Origin of the sequence: Rhodococcus sp. 1R11, from assembly GCF_004563845.1 — a bacterium.
GTDB lineage: Bacteria > Actinomycetota > Actinomycetes > Mycobacteriales > Mycobacteriaceae > Rhodococcoides.
The window spans coordinates 1-22,332 of record NZ_SPNG01000022.1 but is presented as its reverse complement, the minus strand read 5'-3'; the positions used below and the strand labels follow the sequence as shown (position 1 = coordinate 22,332).

At 65.3% G+C, this 22,332-nt stretch carries 17 protein-coding genes and 2 tRNA genes; 10 read left to right on the top strand and 9 right to left on the bottom strand.

Annotated elements, in window-relative coordinates:
- Genes rph through E4P29_RS25245 form a run of 3 tightly spaced genes read left to right on the top strand, consistent with a single transcriptional unit; the run spans nt 1 to nt 2,205 of the window.
- Nucleotides 1-786, top strand: a complete 786-nt coding sequence (rph, locus tag E4P29_RS25255) for a ribonuclease PH (RefSeq protein WP_027497665.1) — start codon at nt 1-3, stop codon at nt 784-786.
- Nucleotides 779-1,393, top strand: coding sequence for an RdgB/HAM1 family non-canonical purine NTP pyrophosphatase (rdgB, locus tag E4P29_RS25250; RefSeq protein WP_135047923.1), 615 nt, complete (start codon nt 779-781; stop codon nt 1,391-1,393). The genes rph and rdgB overlap by 8 nt, the downstream gene beginning before the upstream one ends.
- 2 nt (nt 1,394-1,395) lie before the next feature.
- A complete protein-coding gene (locus E4P29_RS25245) occupies nt 1,396-2,205 on the top strand; it encodes an alpha/beta fold hydrolase (RefSeq protein ID WP_135047921.1) in 810 nt (269 codons plus the stop codon).
- Nucleotides 2,206-2,207: 2 nt separating this feature from the next.
- Here E4P29_RS25245 and E4P29_RS25240 read toward each other — a convergent pair whose 3' ends face one another.
- From E4P29_RS25240 to E4P29_RS25225, 4 genes are all read right to left on the bottom strand, one after another.
- On the bottom strand, nt 2,208-2,561 hold the full coding sequence (locus tag E4P29_RS25240; RefSeq protein WP_027497662.1) for a DUF3817 domain-containing protein: 354 nt from the start codon (nt 2,559-2,561) through the stop codon (nt 2,208-2,210).
- Complete coding sequence (locus E4P29_RS25235; protein ID WP_167735615.1) at nt 2,558-2,959, bottom strand: transcriptional regulator; 402 nt, start codon at nt 2,957-2,959, stop codon at nt 2,558-2,560. Before E4P29_RS25235 ends, E4P29_RS25240 begins: the two co-directional genes overlap by 4 nt.
- An 89-nt stretch (nt 2,960-3,048) precedes the next feature.
- Nucleotides 3,049-3,708, bottom strand: coding sequence for a maleylpyruvate isomerase family mycothiol-dependent enzyme (locus E4P29_RS25230; protein WP_135047919.1), 660 nt, complete (start codon nt 3,706-3,708; stop codon nt 3,049-3,051).
- A gap of 70 nt (nt 3,709-3,778) precedes the next feature.
- Nucleotides 3,779-3,860 (bottom strand) — tRNA-Leu (locus tag E4P29_RS25225).
- Nucleotides 3,861-3,943: 83 nt separating this feature from the next.
- On the opposite strand from E4P29_RS25225, the gene E4P29_RS25220 reads away from it, so the two are divergent.
- A complete protein-coding gene (locus E4P29_RS25220; protein WP_135047917.1) occupies nt 3,944-4,732 on the top strand; it encodes a TetR/AcrR family transcriptional regulator in 789 nt (262 codons plus the stop codon).
- Here E4P29_RS25220 and E4P29_RS25215 read toward each other — a convergent pair.
- Nucleotides 4,699-5,430, bottom strand: coding sequence for a hypothetical protein (locus E4P29_RS25215; RefSeq protein ID WP_135047915.1), 732 nt, complete (start codon nt 5,428-5,430; stop codon nt 4,699-4,701). The two genes, E4P29_RS25220 and E4P29_RS25215, sit on opposite strands and share 34 nt — an antisense overlap.
- Nucleotides 5,431-5,863: 433 nt before the next feature.
- Between E4P29_RS25215 and E4P29_RS25210 the strand changes: the two genes are divergently transcribed.
- Complete coding sequence (locus tag E4P29_RS25210) at nt 5,864-15,196, top strand: type I polyketide synthase (protein WP_135047913.1); 9,333 nt, start codon at nt 5,864-5,866, stop codon at nt 15,194-15,196.
- Complete coding sequence (locus E4P29_RS25205; RefSeq protein WP_008715184.1) at nt 15,196-15,588, top strand: holo-ACP synthase; 393 nt, start codon at nt 15,196-15,198, stop codon at nt 15,586-15,588. Before E4P29_RS25210 ends, E4P29_RS25205 begins: the two co-directional genes overlap by 1 nt.
- A gap of 77 nt (nt 15,589-15,665) precedes the next feature.
- Here E4P29_RS25205 and E4P29_RS25200 read toward each other — a convergent pair whose 3' ends face one another.
- Entirely contained in the window at nt 15,666-16,382 is a 717-nt protein-coding gene (locus tag E4P29_RS25200; protein WP_167735614.1) for a TetR/AcrR family transcriptional regulator, read from the bottom strand.
- Nucleotides 16,383-16,662: 280 nt separating this feature from the next.
- Here E4P29_RS25200 and E4P29_RS25195 point away from each other — a divergent pair, with 280 nt between their 5' ends.
- Nucleotides 16,663-17,955: a hypothetical protein gene (locus tag E4P29_RS25195; RefSeq protein ID WP_135047911.1), complete on the top strand. Its 1,293-nt coding sequence runs from the start codon at nt 16,663-16,665 to the stop codon at nt 17,953-17,955.
- Between the two features lie 74 nt (nt 17,956-18,029).
- A complete protein-coding gene (locus E4P29_RS25190; protein ID WP_135047909.1) occupies nt 18,030-19,394 on the top strand; it encodes a dipeptidase in 1,365 nt (454 codons plus the stop codon).
- A 3-nt stretch (nt 19,395-19,397) separates the two neighbouring features.
- Here E4P29_RS25190 and bcp read toward each other — a convergent pair whose 3' ends face one another.
- A complete protein-coding gene (bcp, locus tag E4P29_RS25185) occupies nt 19,398-19,871 on the bottom strand; it encodes a thioredoxin-dependent thiol peroxidase (RefSeq protein ID WP_135047907.1) in 474 nt (157 codons plus the stop codon).
- 78 nt (nt 19,872-19,949) lie between these two features.
- Here bcp and E4P29_RS25180 point away from each other — a divergent pair, with 78 nt between their 5' ends.
- Nucleotides 19,950-20,171: a DUF3618 domain-containing protein gene (locus tag E4P29_RS25180; RefSeq protein WP_027497653.1), complete on the top strand. Its 222-nt coding sequence runs from the start codon at nt 19,950-19,952 to the stop codon at nt 20,169-20,171.
- A gap of 92 nt (nt 20,172-20,263) precedes the next feature.
- Nucleotides 20,264-20,337 (top strand) — tRNA-Lys (locus tag E4P29_RS25175).
- Between the two features lie 330 nt (nt 20,338-20,667).
- Here E4P29_RS25175 and E4P29_RS25170 read toward each other — a convergent pair.
- Nucleotides 20,668-21,798 carry a site-specific integrase gene (locus E4P29_RS25170; protein WP_167735613.1) on the bottom strand — a complete coding sequence of 377 codons (1,131 nt, stop codon included), beginning with the start codon at nt 21,796-21,798 and terminating at the stop codon, nt 20,668-20,670.
- 61 nt (nt 21,799-21,859) lie between these two features.
- Nucleotides 21,860-22,332, bottom strand: a 473-nt coding sequence (locus E4P29_RS25165; protein ID WP_135047903.1) for an XRE family transcriptional regulator, incomplete at its 5' end; no start/stop codon positions are given.

Sequence of the window (22,332 nt, the reverse complement as noted above, 5' to 3'; positions counted from 1 at the left end):
GTGTCCAGACGAGAAGACGGCAGAGCGGACGACGAGCTCCGCACCATCAAGATCACCCGCGGATTCACCACTCACCCGGCAGGGTCGGTGCTGGTCGAATTCGGCAACACCAGGGTGATGTGCACGGCCAGCGTCGAGGAGGGCGTACCGCGTTGGCGGAAGGGATCCGGTCTCGGCTGGCTCACCGCCGAGTACGCGATGCTTCCCGCTGCCACCCACACGCGTAACGGACGCGAGTCCGTCAAGGGCAAGGTCGGCGGACGCACTCAGGAGATCTCCCGACTGGTCGGGCGCTCATTGCGCGCCTGCATCGATCTGGCAGCGATCGGCGAGAACACGATTGCCCTCGACTGCGATGTGTTGCAGGCCGACGGTGGCACCCGTACCGCCGCCGTGACCGGGGCGTTCGTGGCTCTCAGCGACGCCGTCACCTACCTTCGAGCAGCCGGACGCCTTGCCGACCCGCAGCCGATCTCGTGCATGATCGCCGCGGTCAGTGTCGGCGTCGTCGACGGCCGGGTGCGTCTCGACCTTCCGTACGAAGAGGATTCGCGAGCCGAGGTCGACATGAACGTCGTCGCGACCGACACCGGCACTCTGGTGGAGATCCAGGGAACCGGCGAGGGCGCGACCTTCCCGCGCACCACCCTCGACAAGCTCCTCGATTCTGCGTTCGTCGGCATCGACAAGCTGTTCGAGGTGCAGAGGGAGGCGCTGGCGTTGCCGTACCCGGGGGATCTGCCCGAGCCGGCCACCGCAGAAACGAAGAAGAAGTTCGGTGCTTGACACCAAGCTGCTGGTAGCCAGTCGTAACGCCAAGAAGCTGCGAGAACTGCGACGGGTACTCGACGCCGCCGGTTTGGTCGGTATCGAGTTGGTCGGTCTCGACGAGGTGCCGCCGTTTCCGGAGGCACCCGAAACCGGAGCGACGTTCGAGGACAACGCGGCGGCCAAAGCGCGCGACGGTGCGGCGGCAACCGGATTGCCCTGCGTCGCCGATGATTCCGGAATCGAAATCGACGCGTTGAACGCGATGCCCGGGGTGCTGTCTGCGCGCTGGTCCGGAACTCACGGGCAGGACGAGGCCAACACAGCGCTGGTTCTCGCGCAGCTGAGTGATACCCCCGACGAACGGCGTGGGGCGGCTTTCGTGTCGGCGTGTGCGTTGGTGGTCCCGGGCGGAGCCGAGACCGTCGTTCGCGGCGAGTGGCGCGGCGTTGTAGCGCGAGAGCCGCTGGGGGACAACGGATTCGGTTACGATCCGATCTTCGTGCCGGAGGGGGACGGCCGCAGTGCCGCGCAGTTGAGCCCGGACGAGAAGGACGCGGCCTCTCATCGCGGCCGCGCGCTGCGCAAGCTGGTTCCTGCTCTCGAAGCGTTGACGGGGCGATAGTCGTGGCGGCGCGGGCAGTGTTGACGAGAACCACGGTCGTGCTCGCTGCCGCTGCCCTGTGTTCGGTTGGCATCCCCGCTTCGGCAGCGCCGGTCGCGGGATCGTTCGCCGAGGCCTTGGTCTACTCGGTGGCCCATCCAGGTGCGACGCCGTCGGGCGCGAACGATTACTCGTGCGTTCCCGGCGCTCGACATCCCGAACCGGTCATCTTGGTGCACGGTTTTTTGGAGAACTCCTACGCGAACTGGTCCTCGCTGTCTCCGGCTCTGGTCGATGCCGGATACTGCGTGTTCGCACTCGACTACGGCAACACCGGGACGGTGCCTGCGTTGGGAGCTCTGGGAACGATTCCCGAGAGTGCCGCGGAATTGTCCACGTTCGTCGATTCCGTGCTCGCGGCGACGGGTGCGCAGAAGGTGTCGATCGTGGGCCACTCGAAGGGCGGGACGGTGCCGCGCTACTACGCCCGCTTCCTCGGCGGTGATCACACCGTCTCGCGGATAGTGGCGCTGTCTCCGCCGAACTATCCGACTGCCGGTCCGCCGGTGCAGGACGACGTGCTCGAGCGGTTGAACGAGGGCAGCGACACAGTCGCCGGGATCGATTACACGACGATCGTGACCCGATACGACCAGGTTGTCGTTCCGTACACGGCGTCGCTCCTCACCGGAGCGGGGAATACGAACGTGGTGCTGCAGGACGTATGCCCCGGCAATGTCGTCGAGCACACAGGAATCTCGTACGATCCGCTGGCTCAGCGGCTGGTGGAGAACGCGCTGGATCCGGAGAACGCGCCGCCGATCACTTGTTGACGTCAGACGCCGAAGTCGGCCTTGACCTGCTTGGTGCGCTTGTGTTCGACGTAGAACGACAGGAACGGAACAGTGCCGGCCAGCAAGGTGCCGATGGTCCGGCCGGCCGGCCACCGCACCTTGATGGCAAGGTCGATCGTCAGGATCAGGTAGACGAGGTAAACCCAACCGTGCACTACCGCAATCCAATTGGGCACATTCTCGACCTTGAAAATGTACTTCGCGACCATCTCTGTCACCAGGACGAGCAACCAGATACCGGTGACGTAGGCGAGCACGCGATAGCGCAGCAGCGCCGACGCGATCTTCCGAGTCTTGTTGGTGGACGCCTTGGTCTTGTCCGGTGCCGAACTCACGTGGTGCTCCTGTCGGTCCCGCGGGATTCGTTCAGCTCCGCGAGGTAGCTGTTGTACTCGAGAAGTTGTCTGGCCTCGGGGTCGTCCAGATCGGCGAAGTCCGGGTCTGCCGCGCGGCGCTGGGGGAGGAGATCGAGAGGGACCTCGGTGGGCCCGTCGGGCTGCCCGGCGTCGGGCTCGTCCTGGTCCTCGTCTTCGAGGCGGACGAACTTTCGGTAGGCGTAGACGACGAACCCCGCGAACAATGGCCACTGGAACGCGTAGCCGAGGTTCTGACCGTTGCCGCCGACCGCCTCGAAGCGTTCCCACTGCCACCAGCCGAGACCGAGACACACCGCCGCGGACACGATCACCAGCGCAATGAGCGCGGGCCGACGCTTCGGGCGGGATGAGGTCACCACTCGACGGTACCGGAGCAACTACTACCGAAGGTAGTCACGTCGGGTGGCCGGCCGGTGATTCTCACCATGGACGGGCCGGGTTCGACTCACGACCGACGACGGTTTGCCCGTGCTTCGGCAAGTTTCTCGGCACCGGGACCGGTGATGTCGGCGAGAGCGCTACTGCGCCCCGTCAGCACCAACGCCAGGGTGCCCGCCGATCCCTCGACGACGGGCCCCTCGCCCCTACTCCAGTCCAGATCGGTTGCGCGCCACTGCAGTCGAAGCTCGGGCCCCTTGAACGGTGCCGCACCGCTTTCCGGCACCAGGAAGTCGAGAAGCGTGGTCATGCGGTGCTCGGGGACGTGGTGCTCGATACCGAGCGGCCTGCACACGTCCAGTCCGTGCACGATGACGTCGGACAACGGGGCCAGCGGACCGTGGCCCGGCGGGGTGAACTTCTTGTCTGCGTGAGCTGTCAGGAGCGCGGGTAATTCGTCGCCGTGCTTGCGCTTCACTCGCTGGGTCATCAGTTGATTGGCGCGATCGAAGTTGCCCCGAGTGCGCACCATGGCGAGTCCGAACTGCCACAGCGGGACGATCAGGGGCACCACGAGATGGGCGGCGACGTCGCGGACCGTCCAGGCGTCGCACAGCGATGGGGTGTCCCACTGTTCGGGCGTGAAGGTATCGAGAGTGCGTGCGAGGGAGCGACGTTCGTCGGAAATGTGGGCGAAGATCGCGTCGTCGTCGGGATCGCTGGACATACGAGCCACCTTCACACGTCGGAACCTGCAGACCTGGGAGTCTCGAGAAAAGCCGGTTGAACAACCGTTGTGCGCGAGGGGGGACTTGAACCCCCACGTCCTGAGACACTGGAACCTAAATCCAGCGCGTCTGCCAATTCCGCCACTCGCGCGTGCCGATGAAGTCTACAACCGATGCTGCTGTGCGTGCGACGCGGTTCTTCGAGCCACGTCGACGTCCGATTAGGCTCGCCGGGTGGTGAAGAAGGAGAACTCGTTCGATCCGGCGCGCATCCTCGAACTGCTGTGGCGGGTCGACGCGAAACCGAGCCGAACCGGCCTGAGCGTCGACGCGATCGTCGACGCGGCAATCGAGATGGCCGATGCGAACGGGTTGGAGTCGGTGTCGATGCGCAATGTGGCCGAGCATCTCGGGGTCGGTGCGATGTCGCTGTATACCCACGTGCCGGGGCGTCAAGAGTTGACGGACCTGATGATCGATCGGTCTCTGGCAAATTTGTACACCCACGTCGACGAGCCGGCATCGGTCCCCGGTGGGTGGCGGTCCGCGTTGCGTTTTGTTGCCGAGCGCAATTGGGAACTCTATCAACGACATTCGTGGCTGCTCGACGCCATCGGTGCGCGTCCGGTGCTCGGTCCGCACACCAACGACAAGTACGAGGCAGAGCTGCGAACCCTCGTCGGTACCGGGCTCGGTGACGTCGAGATCGATTCGGTGTTGACACTGGTTCTCACTCACGTCTCGGGGACCGCGAGGGCCTCGGCTGCGGTCGATCGGGTGAAGAAGCAGTCGGGAATGTCCGACGCTCAGTGGTGGGCAGCTACTGCACCCGTCATCGAGCGGGTGATGACGCGGGAGCGTTTTCCGGTGTCGTCCCGCATCGGGACGGCCGCGGCGACGTCGTACGACGCCGCCAGCGACCCCGTGCATGCCTATCGTTTCGGTGTGGAGTGCATCCTCGATGGCATCGAGGTGATGATCTCGCAGGTTCAGCCCGCCGATCGGAGCGCAGCCTCGGAGTGACGCTGCGTCGGTCTGCGCAGCTTGTGCTGGTAGCGCCAGAGCGCGTGCTCGAGCGAGGCGAGATCGATGTGGAGTGCGTCCGCTGCGGCGTCGAGAATCGCGGGGGAGCGATCCTCGGCGATGTCGGCGGCGAGGTCTCGATGGAGTGGTTCGAGAGCGTCGGCGACGAACGCGGTCAGATGTGCGGTCGCCTTGTCGGTGCGTACGCCGAGATGCATGAGCATGCACTCCCAGGTGGTCTCGCCGAGGCCTGGAATGGCGCGGAACGCGTCGAACTGTTCCGCGGTGTGCGCCATGAAGTCGGCCGAACCGGTCAACCCCGACGTGATCAGCGTCTGCGCTGCCACGGCGGCTGCCGCCGCTTTGGTTCGGCTGTTTCCTGGAACGAGCTGACGGTTGGACAGGATCTGCACGAGCCGATCCGGATCCGAAGTCAGTTCTGCAAGGGTTGTCAAGTCGTCGAGTCGGTTATCGCCGCGGTGTGACCGCCACCGTCCGATGGCCGCTCGCACCCCACTGGTCGGTCCTCCGTAAGGAGCGCGCGCGGAGAAGATGGCGTCGAGCAGCGCCGCCTCGGATTCGTCGCGCCACCCCGGTGTCCAGTGCGGCGAATTCGATTGCGAGGCAATCAATTCGATGTGCAACAGCATTGCTTCGAGCTCGCCGGTCGTGCAAGTGTCCGTAACCGATGAATACATGAATTCCCCCCGGAGTTCGTCGACCGCCCTATCGGATGCGGTTCGTAGGAGAAAGCTAGACGACCCCACCGACAGGTCACCGGACGCTCGTGGAGTGCTCGAGATCACATCACAAAAAGATAACGAAAAATGCGAGGGTTCCCTCATGTTTTGCCGTCGCTGCCGAGTCTCCCGCCAGGCTCGATACGGGTTACTCACGAGTTGGGTAAACAGAAAGTAAAGGCGCTTGCTCGGGCGTACTCGCTGGTAGCACTCGGACGTCCGAGCAAACCTGAGGATTTCCTCATGATTTTGTGTCAATCTGGAGCAGCGCGAAGGAGACCTGTCGACGAAGACAGGCTCACGCTTTGCCCTGTTGCCCACGACGCACCACGGCAGTCATCACAGCGAACGCCTCGACCCCCCGAGACGTCCACGAGAGGAATCTTCAGCCTTGACGATCAACGAGAGCACACCATCACACGGACGCGGCTCGCGAAGCACAGGCAACGCAGGCAAAGCCCCTAGAAGCAGTGGCGGCTCTCGGACTCTGGCAGATCGATTCGCCGCGGGCGAGCCGTACGCCCTCGCGTTCGGTGGTCAGGGTGCGCCCTGGCTGAGTTCGCTCGAAGAGCTCGCGCGCGATTCCGCACTCGAGCCCGAACTGACCGATCTCGTCAACGAGGCAGCAGCAGTGCTCGCGCCCGTGTCCGACGAGCTGCTGGTCGTCCGCTCGGTCGGCTTCGACCCGATCGGTTGGATGCTCGAGCAGGACCTCGCCGACGACGACACCGCCGGCTCCTACGGGCCCTCCGAAGCGGCACTGACCTCGGCTGCGGTATCTCTGCCGGGCGTCTTCCTCACTCAGGTCGCCGCGTTGCGTGCGCTGAAGCTGCAGGGCCTCGACCCTGCCCAGACCCCGCCGGTCAAGGTGGTCGGACACTCGCAGGGCCTCATCGCCGCCGAGTCCGTCGCCGCGGACGGCGCACAGGACGCCAATTTTCTGGCCATTGCGCAGTTGGTCGGTGCTGCTGCCGGACTCGTCGGACGTCGCCGCGGCATCATCGGTGCCGGTGATCGTGCGCCGATGGTCTCGGTCGGCAACGTCGAACCCGAACGTCTGCAGGCAATAGTCGACGAGCTCGCGCTACCGGGAGCACCCGAGCGCTCCGCCGCTCTGGCCATCCGCAACGGTCGTCGCCGCGTCGTGCTGTCCGGGCCGCCGGCTCAGTTGGCTCGCGTACAGGAGAAGTGCGAGCAGATCGCGGCTCGGGAAGAACGTGAGCGCGATGCCAAGAAGCGCGGCGGCGCGGTGTTCGCACCCGTCTTCGAGCAGCTCCCGGTCGAGATCGGCTTCCATCACCCCGCATTGACCGACGCAGTGGAGCTCGTCGACGCCTGGGCGCAGCGTTGCGGTCTCGATGCCGCCCTGGCCCGCGATCTGGCGCAGAAGATCCTCGTCGATTCCGTGGACTGGGTCGACGCCATCGACGGTGTCGTCGAGGCCGGCGCGGACTGGATCCTCGACCTCGGACCCGGCGACCTGCTCACCCGCATGACCACCCCGGCGCTGCGTGGACAGGGCGTCGGCATCATCGCGGCATCCTCGCGCGGCGGCCACCGCAATCTGCTCACTCCCGGTGCCGCTCCCGAGGTGCAGCCGGCATGGTCGGCATTCGCGCCCAAGCCCGTGACGCTGCCCGACGGCCGCGTCGTCGTCGAGACGTCCTTCACCAAGATGACCGGACGTTCGCCGATCCTGCTCGCCGGCATGACGCCGACGACGGTCGACGCGAAGATCGTTGCGGCCGCAGCCAACGCAGGCCACTGGGCGGAGCTCGCCGGTGGCGGACAGGTCACCGAAGACATCTTCACCGACCGCGTCGCCGAGCTTTCCACGTTGCTCGAGCCCGGCCGTGCCATCCAGTTCAACTCGCTCTTCCTCGACCCGTACCTGTGGAAGCTGCAGCTCGGCGGTCGTCGCATCGTGCAGCGGGCCCGTGCAGCGGGTGCGGCCATCGACGGCGTCGTCGTCACAGCAGGCATCCCCGAACTGGACGAGGCAGTGGCTCTCATCGAGGAGCTCTCCGAGGCCGGCATCAGCTACGTCTCCTTCAAGCCGGGTACCGTCGCGCAGATTCGCGCAGTGATCCGCATCGCGAACGAGGTTCCGTCCTACCAGGTCAACGTCCATATCGAGGGTGGTCGCGCAGGCGGGCACCACTCGTGGGAAGACCTCGACGACCTGCTGCTGACCACCTACGCCGAGCTCCGCTCGCGCCCCAACCTGGTGATCTGCGTCGGCGGCGGTATCGGCACCCCCGAGCGCGCAGCGGAGTACCTCACGGGCACCTGGTCGGCCGTGTACGGCTACCCCAAGATGCCGCTCGACGGAATCCTCGTCGGTACCGCTGCAATGGCCACCCTCGAAGCCACGACGGCTCCCGAGGTCAAGCAGCTTCTCGTCGACACACCGGGAACTCCCGACTGGGTCGGGGCCGGAACCGCCAACGGCGGAATGGCTTCGGGCCGTAGCCAGCTCGGTGCCGACATCCACGAAATCGACAACGCGGCATCGCGTTGCGGCCGACTGCTCGACGAGGTCGCCGGCAACGCCGACGCCGTGGCCGAGCGCCGCGACGAGATCATCGCCGCACTGGACGGCACCGCAAAGCCGTTCTTCGGTGACGTCGCCGAGATGACCTACCAGCAGTGGCTGAGCCGCTACCTGGATCTGGCCATCGGAACGGACTCACGCAGCGAATTCGACTGCGGTGGCGACATCACCGATGCCGTGACCGAGGCCCGTGAGTCGGTGTGGCTCGATGTCACCTGGCGCACCCGCTTCCTCGAAATGCTGCAGCGCGCCGAGGCACGTCTGCACCCGGTCGATCGCGGACCCATCCCCACGCTGTTCGCCGACGCCGAGGTGCTCGAACGTCCCCGCGCAGCACTGAAGTCGCTGCTAGCTCAGTTCCCCGACGCCGCAGACGTAGTTCTGCACCCGGCCGACATCACCTTCTTCACCTCGCTCTGCCGCATGCCCGGAAAGCCGGTCAACTTCGTTCCCGTCGTCGACGGTGACGTGCGCCGCTGGTGGCGCAGCGACTCGCTGTGGCAGGCACACGATGCCCGTTACTCGGCCGATCAGGTCTGCATCATCCCCGGAACCGTTGCCGTTGCAGGTATCACCCGCGTGGACGAGCCGGTCGGCGAACTGCTGAACCGATTCGAGAAAGCCACTGCGGACCAGCTTCTCGCCGAGGGTGTCGAACCGGCGGCCATCGCCAGCCGTCGCCACGCCGAGATCGCGCCCGGACTGCTGGGCATCGTGCTGGCAGCACCCGACGTCACCTGGGCCTCGCGTATGACGCAGAACCCCGTCGCACGCCTGGGCGATCCGGCCGACTGGACCGTCGAGTCCGACACCGTCGCGACGCACCCACAGACCGGCTCCTCGTTGACCGTGCTCGACTCCGAGCACGTCGAACTGCTGGTCCCGCTCGCTCCGGGTAAGGAAGTACGCATCCGTTTGACGGTGCCTGCCTCCACCATCGACGGCGGCGCTCCGGTCGTCACCGCAGAAGATGCACAGCAGGCCATGTCGGCACTGCTCGGAGTTGCTGCCGGCCAGGAGCTTCCGGCCGTCAAGGGCGGCGTTGCGCGGCTCAACATCGCGTGGATCCCCGATCTGATCGCCGACCACGCCGGCGTAACCGGATCCGGACTGCCCGACACACTGACCGTCAGCGGCAAGGCCGTTCCCGACGTTCTCGTCGGTGCCTGCTGGCCCGCGGTCTTCGCCGTCCTGGGTGCCACGCGCACTGGCCAGACGGGTCATTCCGCAGGCTCCACTCCAGGTGAGGGCATCGACGTCATCGAGGGCATGCTCGACCTGGTGCACCTCGATCACAGCGTCAACCTCGTCGGTGAATTGCCCACCGACACTTCGATTCTCGTGGTCAAGGCCGCAGCAGGAGAGGTGCTCGATACCGACCTCGGTCGAGTCGTCGAGGTCACCGTCGAGATCGGTGCCATGCTCGGTGAGGGTCTCGACGCCCCGGCCGTCGCAACCCTGGTGGAGCGCTTCGCCATTCGTGGACGCACCGGCAAGGGCGAGTTGGTGGATCCGGCTCGCGCCGGCGGTTCGCTGAGCGCCGACGCCAAGGACACCCCGCGTCGTCGCCGTCGCCAGGCCACCATCGTGGCCCCGCGCAACATGGCCGCATTCGCGCAGGTCTCGGGCGATCACAACCCGATTCACACCTCGGATGCCGCGGCATTGCTCGCCGGCCTCGGTAGTCCGATCGTGCACGGCATGTGGCTCTCGGCTGCGGCGCAGCAGACCGTCACGGCGGTCGATCACGAGGACACCAAGACTCCTCCGCGTCGTCTCACTGCCTGGACCGCTCGTTTCCTCGGGATGGTCCGCCCCGGAGCGGAGATCGACGTTCGCGTCGACCGCACCGGATTCGATCAGGGTGCCGAACTGGTCGAGGTGTCCTGCCGAGTCGGCGGCGAACTGGTCATGGTCGCCACCGCACGCACCGCCGCGCCGAAGACCGTCTACGCGTTCCCCGGCCAGGGCATCCAGCGCCCGGGTATGGGACTGGACGCACGCGCTCGCTCCAAGGCCGCGCGTGAGATCTGGGAGCGTGCCGACAAGCACACGCGCAGCGCGCTCGGCTTCTCGATTCTCGCTGTCGTGCGCGACAATCCGACGTCGCTCAAGGCCCGCGGGGTCACGCACAAGCATCCCGACGGTGTGCTGCACCTGACGCAGTTCACCCAGGTCGCGATGGCCGTTCTCGGTGTCGCACAGGTTGCCGAGCTGCGTGAATCCGGTGCGTTCGTGGACAATTCGATTCTCGCCGGCCACTCGGTGGGTGAGTACAACGCACTCGCCGCCGTCGCCGGTGTGCTTCCGCTCGAAGCCGTCCTCGAGGTCGTCTTCCAGCGTGGCTCGGCCATGCACGCACTCGTTCCCCGTGACGAGAACGGCCGAAGCGACTACCGCATGGCAGCCATCCGCCCGTCTCAGATCGGCCTGGCCGACGAGGACGTGCAGGGCTTCGTCGCCGGTGTCGCAGCAGAGTCCGGTGAGTTCCTCGAGATCGTCAACCTCAACTTGCGTGGCTCGCAGTACGCCATCGCAGGCACCGTTGCCGGCCTCGGTGAGCTCGAGAAGAAGATCGCCATCCGCCGGGCAGAGTTCGGCGGCAAGGCCGCCTACATCATGGTTCCGGGCATCGACGTGCCGTTCCACTCGACCGTGCTGCGCGGGGGAGTCGACGACTTCCGTAGCCGCCTGCAGACCCTGCTGCCCGAGCAGCTGGATCCGGCGATCCTGGTGGGGCGCTACATCCCGAACCTGGTGCCCAAGCCGTTCTCGCTCGACCGCGAGTTCGTCCAGGAGATCGCCGATCTGGTGCCGTCCGAGCCGCTGAACACCGTTCTCGCAGAGTTCGATTCGTGGGCCGCACGGCCGAGCGATCTGTGCCGCGTGATCCTGACCGAGCTACTGGCATGGCAGTTCGCCAGCCCGGTCCGGTGGATCGAAACTCAGGACCTGCTCTTCGCGGACGAGTCCGACGGCGGCATGGGCGTCGAGCGCTTCGTCGAGATCGGTCTCGGTGCAACGCCGACCGTGGCCAACCTCGCGTCGCAGACTCTCAAGCTGCCGGGCCGCTTCGGCCACCCGGTCGAGGTACTCAACCTCGAACGTGAAGCCGCGATCGTCTACGGCACCGACACCGACCCGGCTCCGGCCGACGAGGACGAGGCAACTCCGGCTCCCGAGACCGCTGCTCCCGCAGCCGCGGCCGCTCCGGCTGCAGCACCCGCTCCGGCCGCTGCACCGTCGGGCGGACCGCGCCCCGACGACATCGCCTTCGTCGCCGCCGACGCGACGAAGATCCTCATCGGACTGTGGACCAAGCTGCAACTCGATCAGATCGGGCCCGCCGACACCATCGAGGCCCTGTGCGACGGCGTGTCCTCGCGTCGTAACCAGCTGCTCGTCGACCTCGGTTCCGAGCTTTCGCTCGGTGCCATCGACGGTGCAGCCGATGCCGACATGGGCGCGCTCTCGGGCACGGTCAACAAGCTGGCTCGTACCTACAAGCCGTTCGGTCCGGTGCTCAGCGACTCCATCAACGATCACCTCCGCAAGGTCTTCGGCCCCTCGGGACGACGCCCGGCCTCGATCGCCGACCGCGTCAAGAAGACCTGGGAACTGGGCGACGGCTGGGCGCACCACGTCACCGCCGAGGTCGCTCTCGGTACCCGTGATGGTGCCTCGGTTCGTGGTGGCGCACTCGGTGGCCTGGCCGACGGCGCACTCGCCGACGGCACTGCCGTCGACAACGTCATCGACGCCGCGGTTGCTTCGGTTGCCGCTCGTCGTGGAATCGCAGTGTCCATGCCGCAGGCAGGCGGTGGAGCCGGTGGAACCGTCGACGCCGCTGCGCTCGGTGAGTTCACCGAGCACATCACCGGCCGCGACGGCGTTCTCGCCTCCGCCGCCCGGTTGGTGCTCGAGCAGCTCGGCCTGGCGGACGCGCCCAACGCACTGCTGGCCGAGAACCCCGATGCTGCTCTGGTGGAGCTGGTTTCGGCCGAGCTCGGCTCCGACTGGCCTCGCCTGGTCGCTCCCGCGTTCGACGCCAAGCGCGCCGTGCTGATCGACGACCGGTGGGCAACTGCCCGTGAAGATCTGGCTCGGTTGTGGCTCGGTACCGCAGGCGATGTCGCCGTCGAGTCCTTCGCTGGTGCAGGCAATGCCGTTGCAGCTCAAGCACAGTGGTGGAAGGCCAAGGCCGACTACGAGAACAAGACCGTGCTCGCCGAGACCTTCGGACGCATCGCGGACATCGCGATCGCATCCGAGGACAAGGGCCAGTGGGCCGACGACGTCGCAGTCGTCACCGGCGGCAGCAAGGGATCCATCGCCGCGGCCGTGACCGCTCAGCTGTTGGCCGGCGGTGCGACGGTCTTCGTCACCACCTCGAGGCTCGACGACGAGCGCCTGGGCTTCTACCGCTCGCTGTACCGCGACAATGCTCGCAACGGAGCGTCGCTGTGGGTGGTTCCGGCCAACATCGCGTCGTACACCGACGTCGATGCCCTCATCGAGTGGATCGGCAGCGACTACATCGACACTGCCGGTGGCGCAAAGACATTGGTCAAGGCAGCTGCCACTCCGACGATGCTGTTCCCGTTCGCCGCACCTCGGGTCATGGGCGAGATGTCCGACGCCGGAGCTCGCGCCGAGATGGAAATGCGTGTGCTGCTCTGGTCGGTCGAGCGTCTGATCACCGGACTGTCGAAGGTCGGCTACGACAATGACATCGACACTCATCTGCACGTGGTTCTCCCCGGATCGCCGAACCGTGGAATGTTCGGTGGCGACGGTGCCTACGGTGAGTCGAAGGCCGCGCTCGATGCAGTCGTCGCGAAGTGGGGCTCGGAGAAGAACTGGGCCGAGCGGGTGTCGATCGCGCACGCTCACATCGGGTGGGTGCGCGGAACCGGCTTGATGGGCGGCAACGATCCCATCGTCGAGGCGGTCGAAGCCGAAGGTGTCCGCACCTGGTCGACCGAGGAGATGGCGACCGAGCTGCTGCGGCTGAGCACCCTCGACGCACGTCGTCGGGCTGCTCAGGAGCCCATCGTCGCCGATCTGACGGGCGGCTTGGCCAACACCAAGCTCAACCTCGTCGAGCTTGCTCGCGACGCGGCCGCTGCTGCGGCCGAGAAGACCGAAGAGGCCGTGGACAGTTCGGTCATCGCCGCGCTGCCTGCACCTCCGCGTCTCGCCCCGACCACTGCCCCGGCGTGGCCCGCCCTCGATGTCGATCCGAAGGACCTGATTGTCATCGTCGGTGCAGGTGAGCTCGGACCCTACGGTTCGGCGCGCACTCGCTTCGAGATGGAGGTCGACGAGCAGCTCTCTGCCGCAGGTGTTCTCGAACTCGCGTGGAACACCGGCCTGATCGCCTGGGAGAACGATCCCAAGCCGGGCTGGTACGACATCGAGTCCGGTGACCTCGTTCCCGAGGAGGACATCGCCGACAAGTACCACGACATCGTGGTCGAGAAGTGCGGTATCCGCACGTACGGCGACGACGGCGCAATGGTCGGTAACACCGCTCCGCTGATGACCTCGATCTTCCTCGACAACGACCTGACGTTCGTCGTCGGAACCGAGATCGACGCACGGTCGTTCGCGGCTGCCGATCCCGAGCACACGCTGATCACACCGGTTCCCGATTCGAGCGACTGGCAGGTCACTCGCAAGGCGGGCACCGAGATTCGCGTTCCGCGCAAGATGAAGCTCACCCGTACCGTGGGTGGTCAGATTCCGACCGGATTCGATCCCACCAAGTGGGGCATCTCGCCCGACATGGCGAGTTCGGTGGATCGTGTTGCCCTGTGGAACATCGTCACCACGGTCGACGCCTTCATCTCCTCGGGCTTCAACCCGTCGGAACTGATGCGCTGGGTGCACCCGACGTTGGTCGCCAACACTCAGGGCACCGGCATGGGCGGCATGGAGTCGATGCGCTCGCTGTACATCGACACCCTGCTCGGCGATGCTCGTGCGAACGACATCCTGCAGGAGGCTCTGCCGAACGTCGTTGCTGCACACGTGGTTCAGTCGTACATCGGTAGCTACGGCGCGATGGTTCACCCAGTCGCCGCCTGCGCAACCGCTGCCGTCTCGGTCGAGGAGGGCGTCGACAAGATCAAGCTGGGCAAGGCGCAGCTCGTGGTCGCCGGCGGATTCGACGACCTGAGCACCGAAGGCATCATCGGCTTCGGCGACATGTCGGCCACGGCGGACTCGGCAGCGATGTCCGCCAAGGGAATCAGCGATCGACGCTTCTCTCGGGCCAACGACCGCAGGCGTGGAGGGTTCGTCGAATCGCACGGCGGCGGAACGATTCTGCTCGCTCGCGGCGATCTGGCACTCGAGATGGGCCTGCCCGTCCTCGGAGTGGTGGCCTACGCACAGTCGTACGGCGACGGAGTGCACACGTCGATCCCGGCTCCGGGACTGGGCGCACTCAGTGCCGGTCGCGGCGGCAGGGATTCGGCACTTGCGCTCTCGCTCAACGCACTCGGCGTCAGTGCAGACGACGTGGCCGTGATCTCCAAGCACGACACCTCGACCGCAGCCAACGACCCCAACGAGGCCGAGTTGCACACCCGCCTGGCCAAGGCCATCGGCCGATCGGACGGCGCTCCGCTGTTCGTCGTCTCGCAGAAGTCCCTCACCGGGCACTCGAAGGGTGGAGCGGCTGCCTGGCAGCTCATCGGCCTGTGCCAGGTGCTGGCCAACGGTGTCATCCCGCCGAACCGCAGCCTCGACTGCGTCGACGACAAGATGACCGGTTTCGAGCACCTGGTGTGGGCTCGTGAGCCGCTGCGCTTCGGTGACTCGGTTCCGCTGAAGGCGGGTCTGCTCACCTCGCTCGGCTTCGGGCACGTGTCCGGACTCATCGCGTTGGTGCACCCGCAAGCATTCCTCGAGGCTGTTCCGGCCGAGCGGCGTGCGGAGTACATCGCGAAGGCGAACGAGCGTCGTATCGCCGGTCAGCGCAGGCTGATCTCCGCGATGGTGGGTGGCGACTCCCTCTACGAGCGGCCCGACGATCGACGACTGGGACATGACGGGACGCCGGCCAAGGCGTCACGCGAACTGGAGGCCAACGTGTTGCTCAACGAGTCCGCTCGCCTCGGCGAGGACGACGTCTACTCCTCCGGTCTGCCGGGTGCCATCTGATGGCAATCTTGGGAGTGGGTTTCGACCTGGTGACGGTGTCCGACTTCGCCGAGCAGATGGAAAAGGTCGGCACGACGATGATTCGCGACAGCTTCACCGCGGGTGAACGTCGGCACGCGGCGACCAAGAGCTCCGACCCGACGCGGCACTACGCAGCACGGTGGGCCGCCAAGGAAGCAGTTCTGAAAGCCTGGGCGACATCACGTTTCGCACGGCCGCCGCAGATCGGCGACAATCCGTATCCGTTGATCGAGGTCGTCAACGATGCGTGGGGCCGACCGTCCATCAAGCTGCACGGAATGGCACAGGAGTTTCTGCCGACGGTCAAGATTCACCTGTCGCTGACACACGACGGCGATATCGCCGCCGCGGTGGCGATCCTGGAGGAGTGACTCCACGCTGAACGACGACAAAGGCCCGTCCGATCCACGAGATCGGGCGGGCCTTTCGTATGGGTGAAGCGGGTGGGTCAGGCGTCGTCGGTGTTGACCGACCCGCCGGAGCGCCTGCTCTCCTTCTCTGCGACGAGCAGATACGCCATCATGATTCGCTTGAGTTCGGCCACCGCATCTTCGTGGCTCTGGCCGTCCTGCACCGAGAAGTTCAGCATCGAGTAGACGATGTGCACCAACACCTGGGCCATCAGATTGCGACGGTGCCGCGGTGTGCGCGGCGTCAACGGTCCGAGCATGCGTGAGACCTGATCGGCGAACTCGCGCTCGTGAATGACCCCGGTGGCGCGGGTGGACGGTGTCGACTGCATCGCGAGCCATACCTCGCGGCGCGACGGGTCCGTCATCCACATCCCGGCCATGTGGTCGACGAAATTGTTCAGGAACCGTACCCAGTCCAGGGACGGCACCTCGCCGTCGAATTCTGCCAATTCCTGTTGCACGCCCACCAGGTCCTGGCGATTGAGTTCGCAGACGATGACGTACTTATTGGCGAAGAACTGGTACAGAGTGCCGATCGGCAGCTCCGCCCGTGACGCGACTTCTTCACACGTGAACGATTCGAAGCCCACGTCGCTGAGCAGTTCACGCGACGCCTGGAGCAACGCGTCGAATTTACGTTGGCTGCGTTCCTGCGTGGGTCGGCGCCTCGGCATCAGCTCCTGAGTCTGCGCCGTCGACTCGAGCGCGGCGTCGAGACGGCGCGAGGACTGGGCACGAGCAGAGGAATCCACCCGGTCAGGCTATCCGTCGCGGGTGCACTGTATCCACTTCTGTCGTGCGGGTCGCATCGCCCACTCCGAATTCGATCGCTGTTGTAGGGGAGCGCTGTATGCGGCGACAGCCATCGGGCCGTCGGTTTGTGACAATCCCCAAGGCTGATATCAGCCAGGCAAACGGGCAATCGGTATGGTTAGAGGTAACGAATCAATTTCCGTGCAGGGTGGTCGTCGTTCGTGTCCGCGGGGCGACGGTCATGGTCGGGAGCCTCACCCCGAGCACAGGGAGACTGAAGTGGCAACAATCGGTACAGCGATCGAATCCGGCTCGATGCAGACGGTCTTGCTCGAGCCGACCTCGGGGGAGGTGCTCGCGCACTCCACCACCCCACTCGACCCCGACGTGACCGCGATTCTACTGCGCGCGATCTCGGATATGCGTGCCGAGGCAGCAACGCTGAACGTGTCGGTTGACGCCGTCGCCGTCGTGCATCGGTCCGAGTCCGAGCGCGCCGAACTCGCCGGGGCAGTGACCGACGAGTCGACGGTGTTCGTTTCGGCATCCCAATCGTTCCTGTCCTGGTTGGCCCGTACGAAGGACCTCGCCGACGCGAGCACGGTGCTGCTCTACTACATGGGCGAACACGGCGTATCCATCTCTCTCGCCGACGCAGCCGATGCCACGCTCACGCCCGCCAAAAATGCTGCCTTGGACTCGATGTCCCCCGAACGAATCGGCAGCACAATTCCGCTGGTGTGGGAAGTGGTCGACGAATCCGGCAAGAAGCCACAGGCCGTGGCGCTGTTCGGAGACAGGTCGAGTAACCGGGACTTGATCGACATTCTCTCCCTCGGTCTGGGTGTGCCCGTCGTGCGAGTGGGTGCCGCAGATCGTGTCGCTGCCTGCGGAGCGGCCTGGCTCGCATCGGTTTCGGCCGAGGATCAGGTCCTCGTGGATACGAAGACAGTCGACGAGTCCGACGAGGCCGCAGTGCCGGAGACGGTCCCTTCGGTGGTGCTCACGGCTCCGGTGGCAGCAACGGGCAGGTCGAGTTCAGTGACCGGCGGCCGCAAGCTGATCTTCGCTGCCGTGCTGCTCGCCGGCGTGGCCTCGGCCGGTGTCGCCGTCGCGGCGACGCTGCCGAGTGACGGGGACAGCACCGCCGGGCAGAGCGCCGACCAACTCGACAGCGGTGCCGATTTGGCCGGCGCGACACGCTACGTCGATCCGATGACCGTTGCGCCGATTGCGCCTGTACTGCCGGCCGACGCCGTGCCGAAGACGCTACCGCCCACGGCGGGTTCGGCCGTCGAGCCGACGACCACCTCGCCGACCGGTACGACACAGCAGTGGACTACACAGCAAGGGGCTCCGCAACAGGGGGCGCCGCAGCCCTGGGTGCCGCAGGACGTTTCGCCTGCAGGTACCCCGAAGCCCGCTGCGGCCACCGTGGATCCGCCGCAGTTGACTGTGCCCACCGTCGTTCCCGAGCCGGGCAAGTCCCAGGAGCAACTCGAGCGGGAAGCCTGGGATCGGCACTGGCAGCACACAGGTGAGTGGATCGCGCAGGAATTGGCCGGAGGCTGACGTGTCGCTTCGGTAGGTGCGAGCAAATGACAGACTGGCGAGAGCCCGTCTGTCATTTCTCGTCTGGAGGAACCATGCCGACCGATGTACGCCCCGCTGACATTCGATCCGCGATCGCGGAGTCGATGCCTCGCGCGAAATCGGAGCTGGCAGAACTGGTCCGGTTTCGATCTGTGCACGATCCTCGGCAGTTCCCGGTGGAGGAATGCGTCGGTGCAGCGCAGTGGGTGCAGCGGGCATTCGTCGACGCCGGAATCCCCGACGTGCAGTTGATCGAGACCAGCGACGGCTCACTGGCTGTCGTCGGTTCTCGGCCGGCACCGGCGGGAGCGCCGACCGTCCTGTTGTATTCGCACTACGACGTCCAGCCTCCCGGCGACAGAAGCTATTGGGACAGTGAGCCTTTCGAGCTGACCGAGCGTGACGGTCGGTGGTACGGCCGAGGTGCGGCCGACTGTAAGGGCAACATCTTGATGCATCTGCTGGCGCTGCGCGCGGTGGGGGAGTCGCTCGACGTCGGCGTGCGGATCGTCTGCGAGGGTTCGGAGGAGATGGGCACGGGCGGGCTCGAAGCACTCGTCGACGAGCGGCCCGAGTTGTTCGCTGCCGATGTCGTGGTGATCGGGGACACCGGCAACACTGCGGTGGGTCTGCCGACGGTCACCACCACTCTTCGTGGGATAGCCAACGTCGTCGTACATGTGGAAACGCTTGCCGGAGAAGTACATTCCGGAATGTACGGGGGACCGGCACCCGGTGCGCTCAGCGCGCTGATCCAGGTGCTGGCGACACTGCGCAACGAGCACGGTGACACCACCGTCGACGGTCTCGACGGTGCGCAGACTTGGGATGGCGTGCCGTACGACGCCGAGCAGTTCAGATCCGACGCCGGGGTGCTCGACGGAGTCGCACTGGCGGGTTCGGGCACCGTGGCCGACGCGGTATGGGCGCGCCCGGCTCTGACCGTTCTCGGAATCGACTGCCCGCCCGTCGTGGGCTCGGCCGCCGCAATCTCCCCTCGTGCCTCGGCACGGCTCAATTTGCGAGTTCCGCCAGGCATGGATCCGCAGCAAGCTCAGGACGCGTTGGTGGCGCACCTGGAGGCACGCACGCCGTGGAATGCACGCATCACCGTCGAGCGAGAAGCGATCGGTTCGCCGTTCCGGGCCAGAACGGACGGCCCGGCCTACGCAGCGCTGTCAGGTGCCTTGGAAGAGGCATTCGGACGCCCCATGGGGACGGCGGGGCAGGGCGGGTCCATTCCGTTGTGCAACGCGCTGGCGGAGGCGTTGCCGGACGCCGAGATCGTGCTCATGGGCGTCGAAGAACCCCGATGCCGGATCCACGCCCCCAACGAGAGCGTGGACCCGACGGAAATCGAGAAGATGGCCGTCGCCGAAGCATTGTTCCTGCACCGACTGGCCACATCGCAGAGCTAGTGATCAGACCGATAGATCGCGGCGCAATTTGGCGACGTGGCCGGTGGCGCGAACGTTGTACTGAGCCACCTCGATCTTGCCTTCCTCGTCCACCAGGAACGTCGAGCGAATGACGCCCTCGTAGACCTTCCCGTAGTTCTTTTTCTCCCCGAACGCGCCCCACGCCTGCAGGGTCGTTTTCTCCTCGTCGGCGAGCAGTGGGAACGTCAGCTCTTCCTTGTCGCGGAACTTGGCGAGCTTGGCCGGCTTGTCCGGGGAGATGCCGATGACTTCGAGGCCTTCACCGTTGAGCTCGGCGAGGCTGTCGCGGAAGTCGCAGGCCTGCTTGGTGCAGCCCGGCGTGCTCGCGGCGGGGTAGAAGTACACGATCACCTTCTTGCCTGCGTAGTCGGCGAGAGAGACGTCGTTGCCGTCGGCATCGGGCAGGGTGAACGCCGGAGCGGTGTCGCCCGGCTCGAGCTTGCTGTATTCGGTCACCGCACGAGAGTATCGAAATACCGCCGTGCTCTAGGCTCGAGTACGACCAAGACTATTTGCAGACAAGTTGGAGGACACGTGGCCAAGGACACCGACCGAATCGAGCGCGAGATCGAGGCCGCTCGCAATCAGCTGGCCAGCACGCTGGACGAGCTGAGCGTCCGTGCCAGCCCCAAGAACATCGTCGCCAACACCAAGCAGACGGTGGTGGCCAAGCTCAACGAGCCGGCCGTGAAGTTCACTCTGCTCGGAGTCGGCGCAGTGGTAGCAGTTCTCGTGGTTCGCAGGATCTTCAACTGACACAACAGGTGCCTTGACCAGCCGATTTCACATCTGGCCGCATCTGCTGTTAATGTTTCTCCCGCACCGCAGAGAACACGCGGTGCGGATCGGCGCCATTAGCTCAGTTGGTTAGAGCAGCTGACTCTTAATCAGCGGGTCCGGGGTTCGAATCCCTGATGGCGCACGCCGAAACACCCCGTCACCAGCGTAAAGCTGGAGGCGGGGTGTTTTGCTGTGACGGGGTTTTGCCCCAACTCATCACTTACTCATCACTTTGAGGGCAAAGTGATGAGTTGCTCGCTCCGCCCCTACTAGGAGGTTCGCGCGACCCATGGAGGTCGTCTTCGCGCCTGCGGTCCGTTTACGGTCTCGAAAGTTCAAGGATGGATCGGTTCCAGGTTGCGGCGAGCGCGATCGGTCCCGCCTGCCGAGATCTGGCCAGAATTGCCGATGATGGGGCCAGGCCCAACTGTCCGCGCGACGGGCTCAGCCGGACCTTGATGCATGCGGAGGCCTAAGCCTTGGGCGCAAACTTGTTCAGCGCGTCGCTCATGTCTGGGGCCAAGGTCACTCGCTGGATGTAGTGCGCCTCGGTGACCCTCGTGTTGGCGTGTCCCAGCTGAATCTGAGCTGCTTCGACCCCGTAAGTCTCTTTAACCAGAGTGGCTACGGTCTTTCTAAGGGTGTGAGGGGTTACCCAGTCGAAGTCGTCGCCGCGTGCAGCTCGCCACGATCTCCGGACGTTTGCCGGCGACACCCAATTGCCGGTGCCCGTCACGAACAGCGCGTTCTCCGGGTTCTGAAACGTTGGCATAGCGCGCCTACGTCGGAGTGCTCTGACTGCGAACGGCGGGAGCACCACGGTAAGCGGAGGTGCATCACCCTTTCGGAAGTTCTGACGGAACAGGCGTTCGCCGGCCGCTCGCGGAACAACAAGAGTTGCGCTGAATGTGACGGTCGGGATCGGCGAGTCCAGATCGACTTGGTCCCACTTCAAAGCCAAGAGCTCACCGATGCGAGCACCTGTGGCGATCAGGAGCATAAGAATGTCCTCGAGATCGGCACCGGGTCGCTGTCCGAGCTTCGGCCGTACGACCCCATGTTCGTCGACGGTCTGGTGGCGAGAGTAGTTCTGCACGCGTGCGCGCAATTCGTCGAGCTCGTCGGAAGTCAGCGCGCGGACTGCGGACTTCTTTGGGGTCGGTCTCGGCGTATCGCGAACTGGATTGTGGCTGAGTAAGTCGAACCGTACGGCGATACCGAGCATGCCGGACATCACGATCCGCGACATCCGAGCGCCACTCATGGTCCTCTCTCCGATCGAATTGATCAAAGAGTCGACCTTCCCTGCCGTCATTTCACGGATGAAGATCTCGCCTACAGCTGCCGCGCAGTAGGCGTTCCATGCTTGCCTGTAGCCCGTTATTGTCTGCGGCGAAACAGTTTTCGTCTTCTGAGCTATCCAATAGGTGAACAGCTCCGACATCGTGGACGTCTTGCTCAGTTCAGCACGCTGAGAAGGATGTGGTGGTTCGCGGTTGACAATTTTTTCCTGCAGCTTGCGCCGCGCTTCGGCTGCGGTTTTTCCACGAGCTTCGACCAGCCGTCGCTTGCCGTCCTGATCTCTGATGCGAACGCGCGCCACGCTGACGCCACCCGATGTCGTGGTCGAGATTCGGCCCCACTCGCCAAGTCTGAAGGGGTCCCTAGCCATCTAGTTCGTCTCCGACCGCCATTCCTAGTTCGGTCATCTTGTGAAAGAGGTCCTCCGACCGCCTGCGTGCATCCTCGTAGGCCATTTGCATGGTTTCGATGTGCTCTGCTGATTCGCTCTTCGACAAACCGTTGCGCAGTTGAACTCGCGCGCGCCGCATCGTCTGTAGCGACTGGAGCCATTCGCGTGTGATGCCGACACGGTCGTTTCGAGGGTCGAACTGCTCACGTACCCACATCCCGACCGACTCTTCGGTGTCGGTTTCGGTCCAGTCTGGCGACGGCTTCATGAGACCTGCTTCGCCGCTGAACCATCGAAGAGCGTCGTGCGATTCTTGCTCAAGCCCAGGAAGGATTTCGACCGGGCCTTTGGGCAGGTCTGGGTACAGAAGTTGGGCCGGTGATACGCCGAGTGCTGCTGCCAAGACAAGCAATTCGGGAACATCGATGCTCTTCTTGCGCCCTG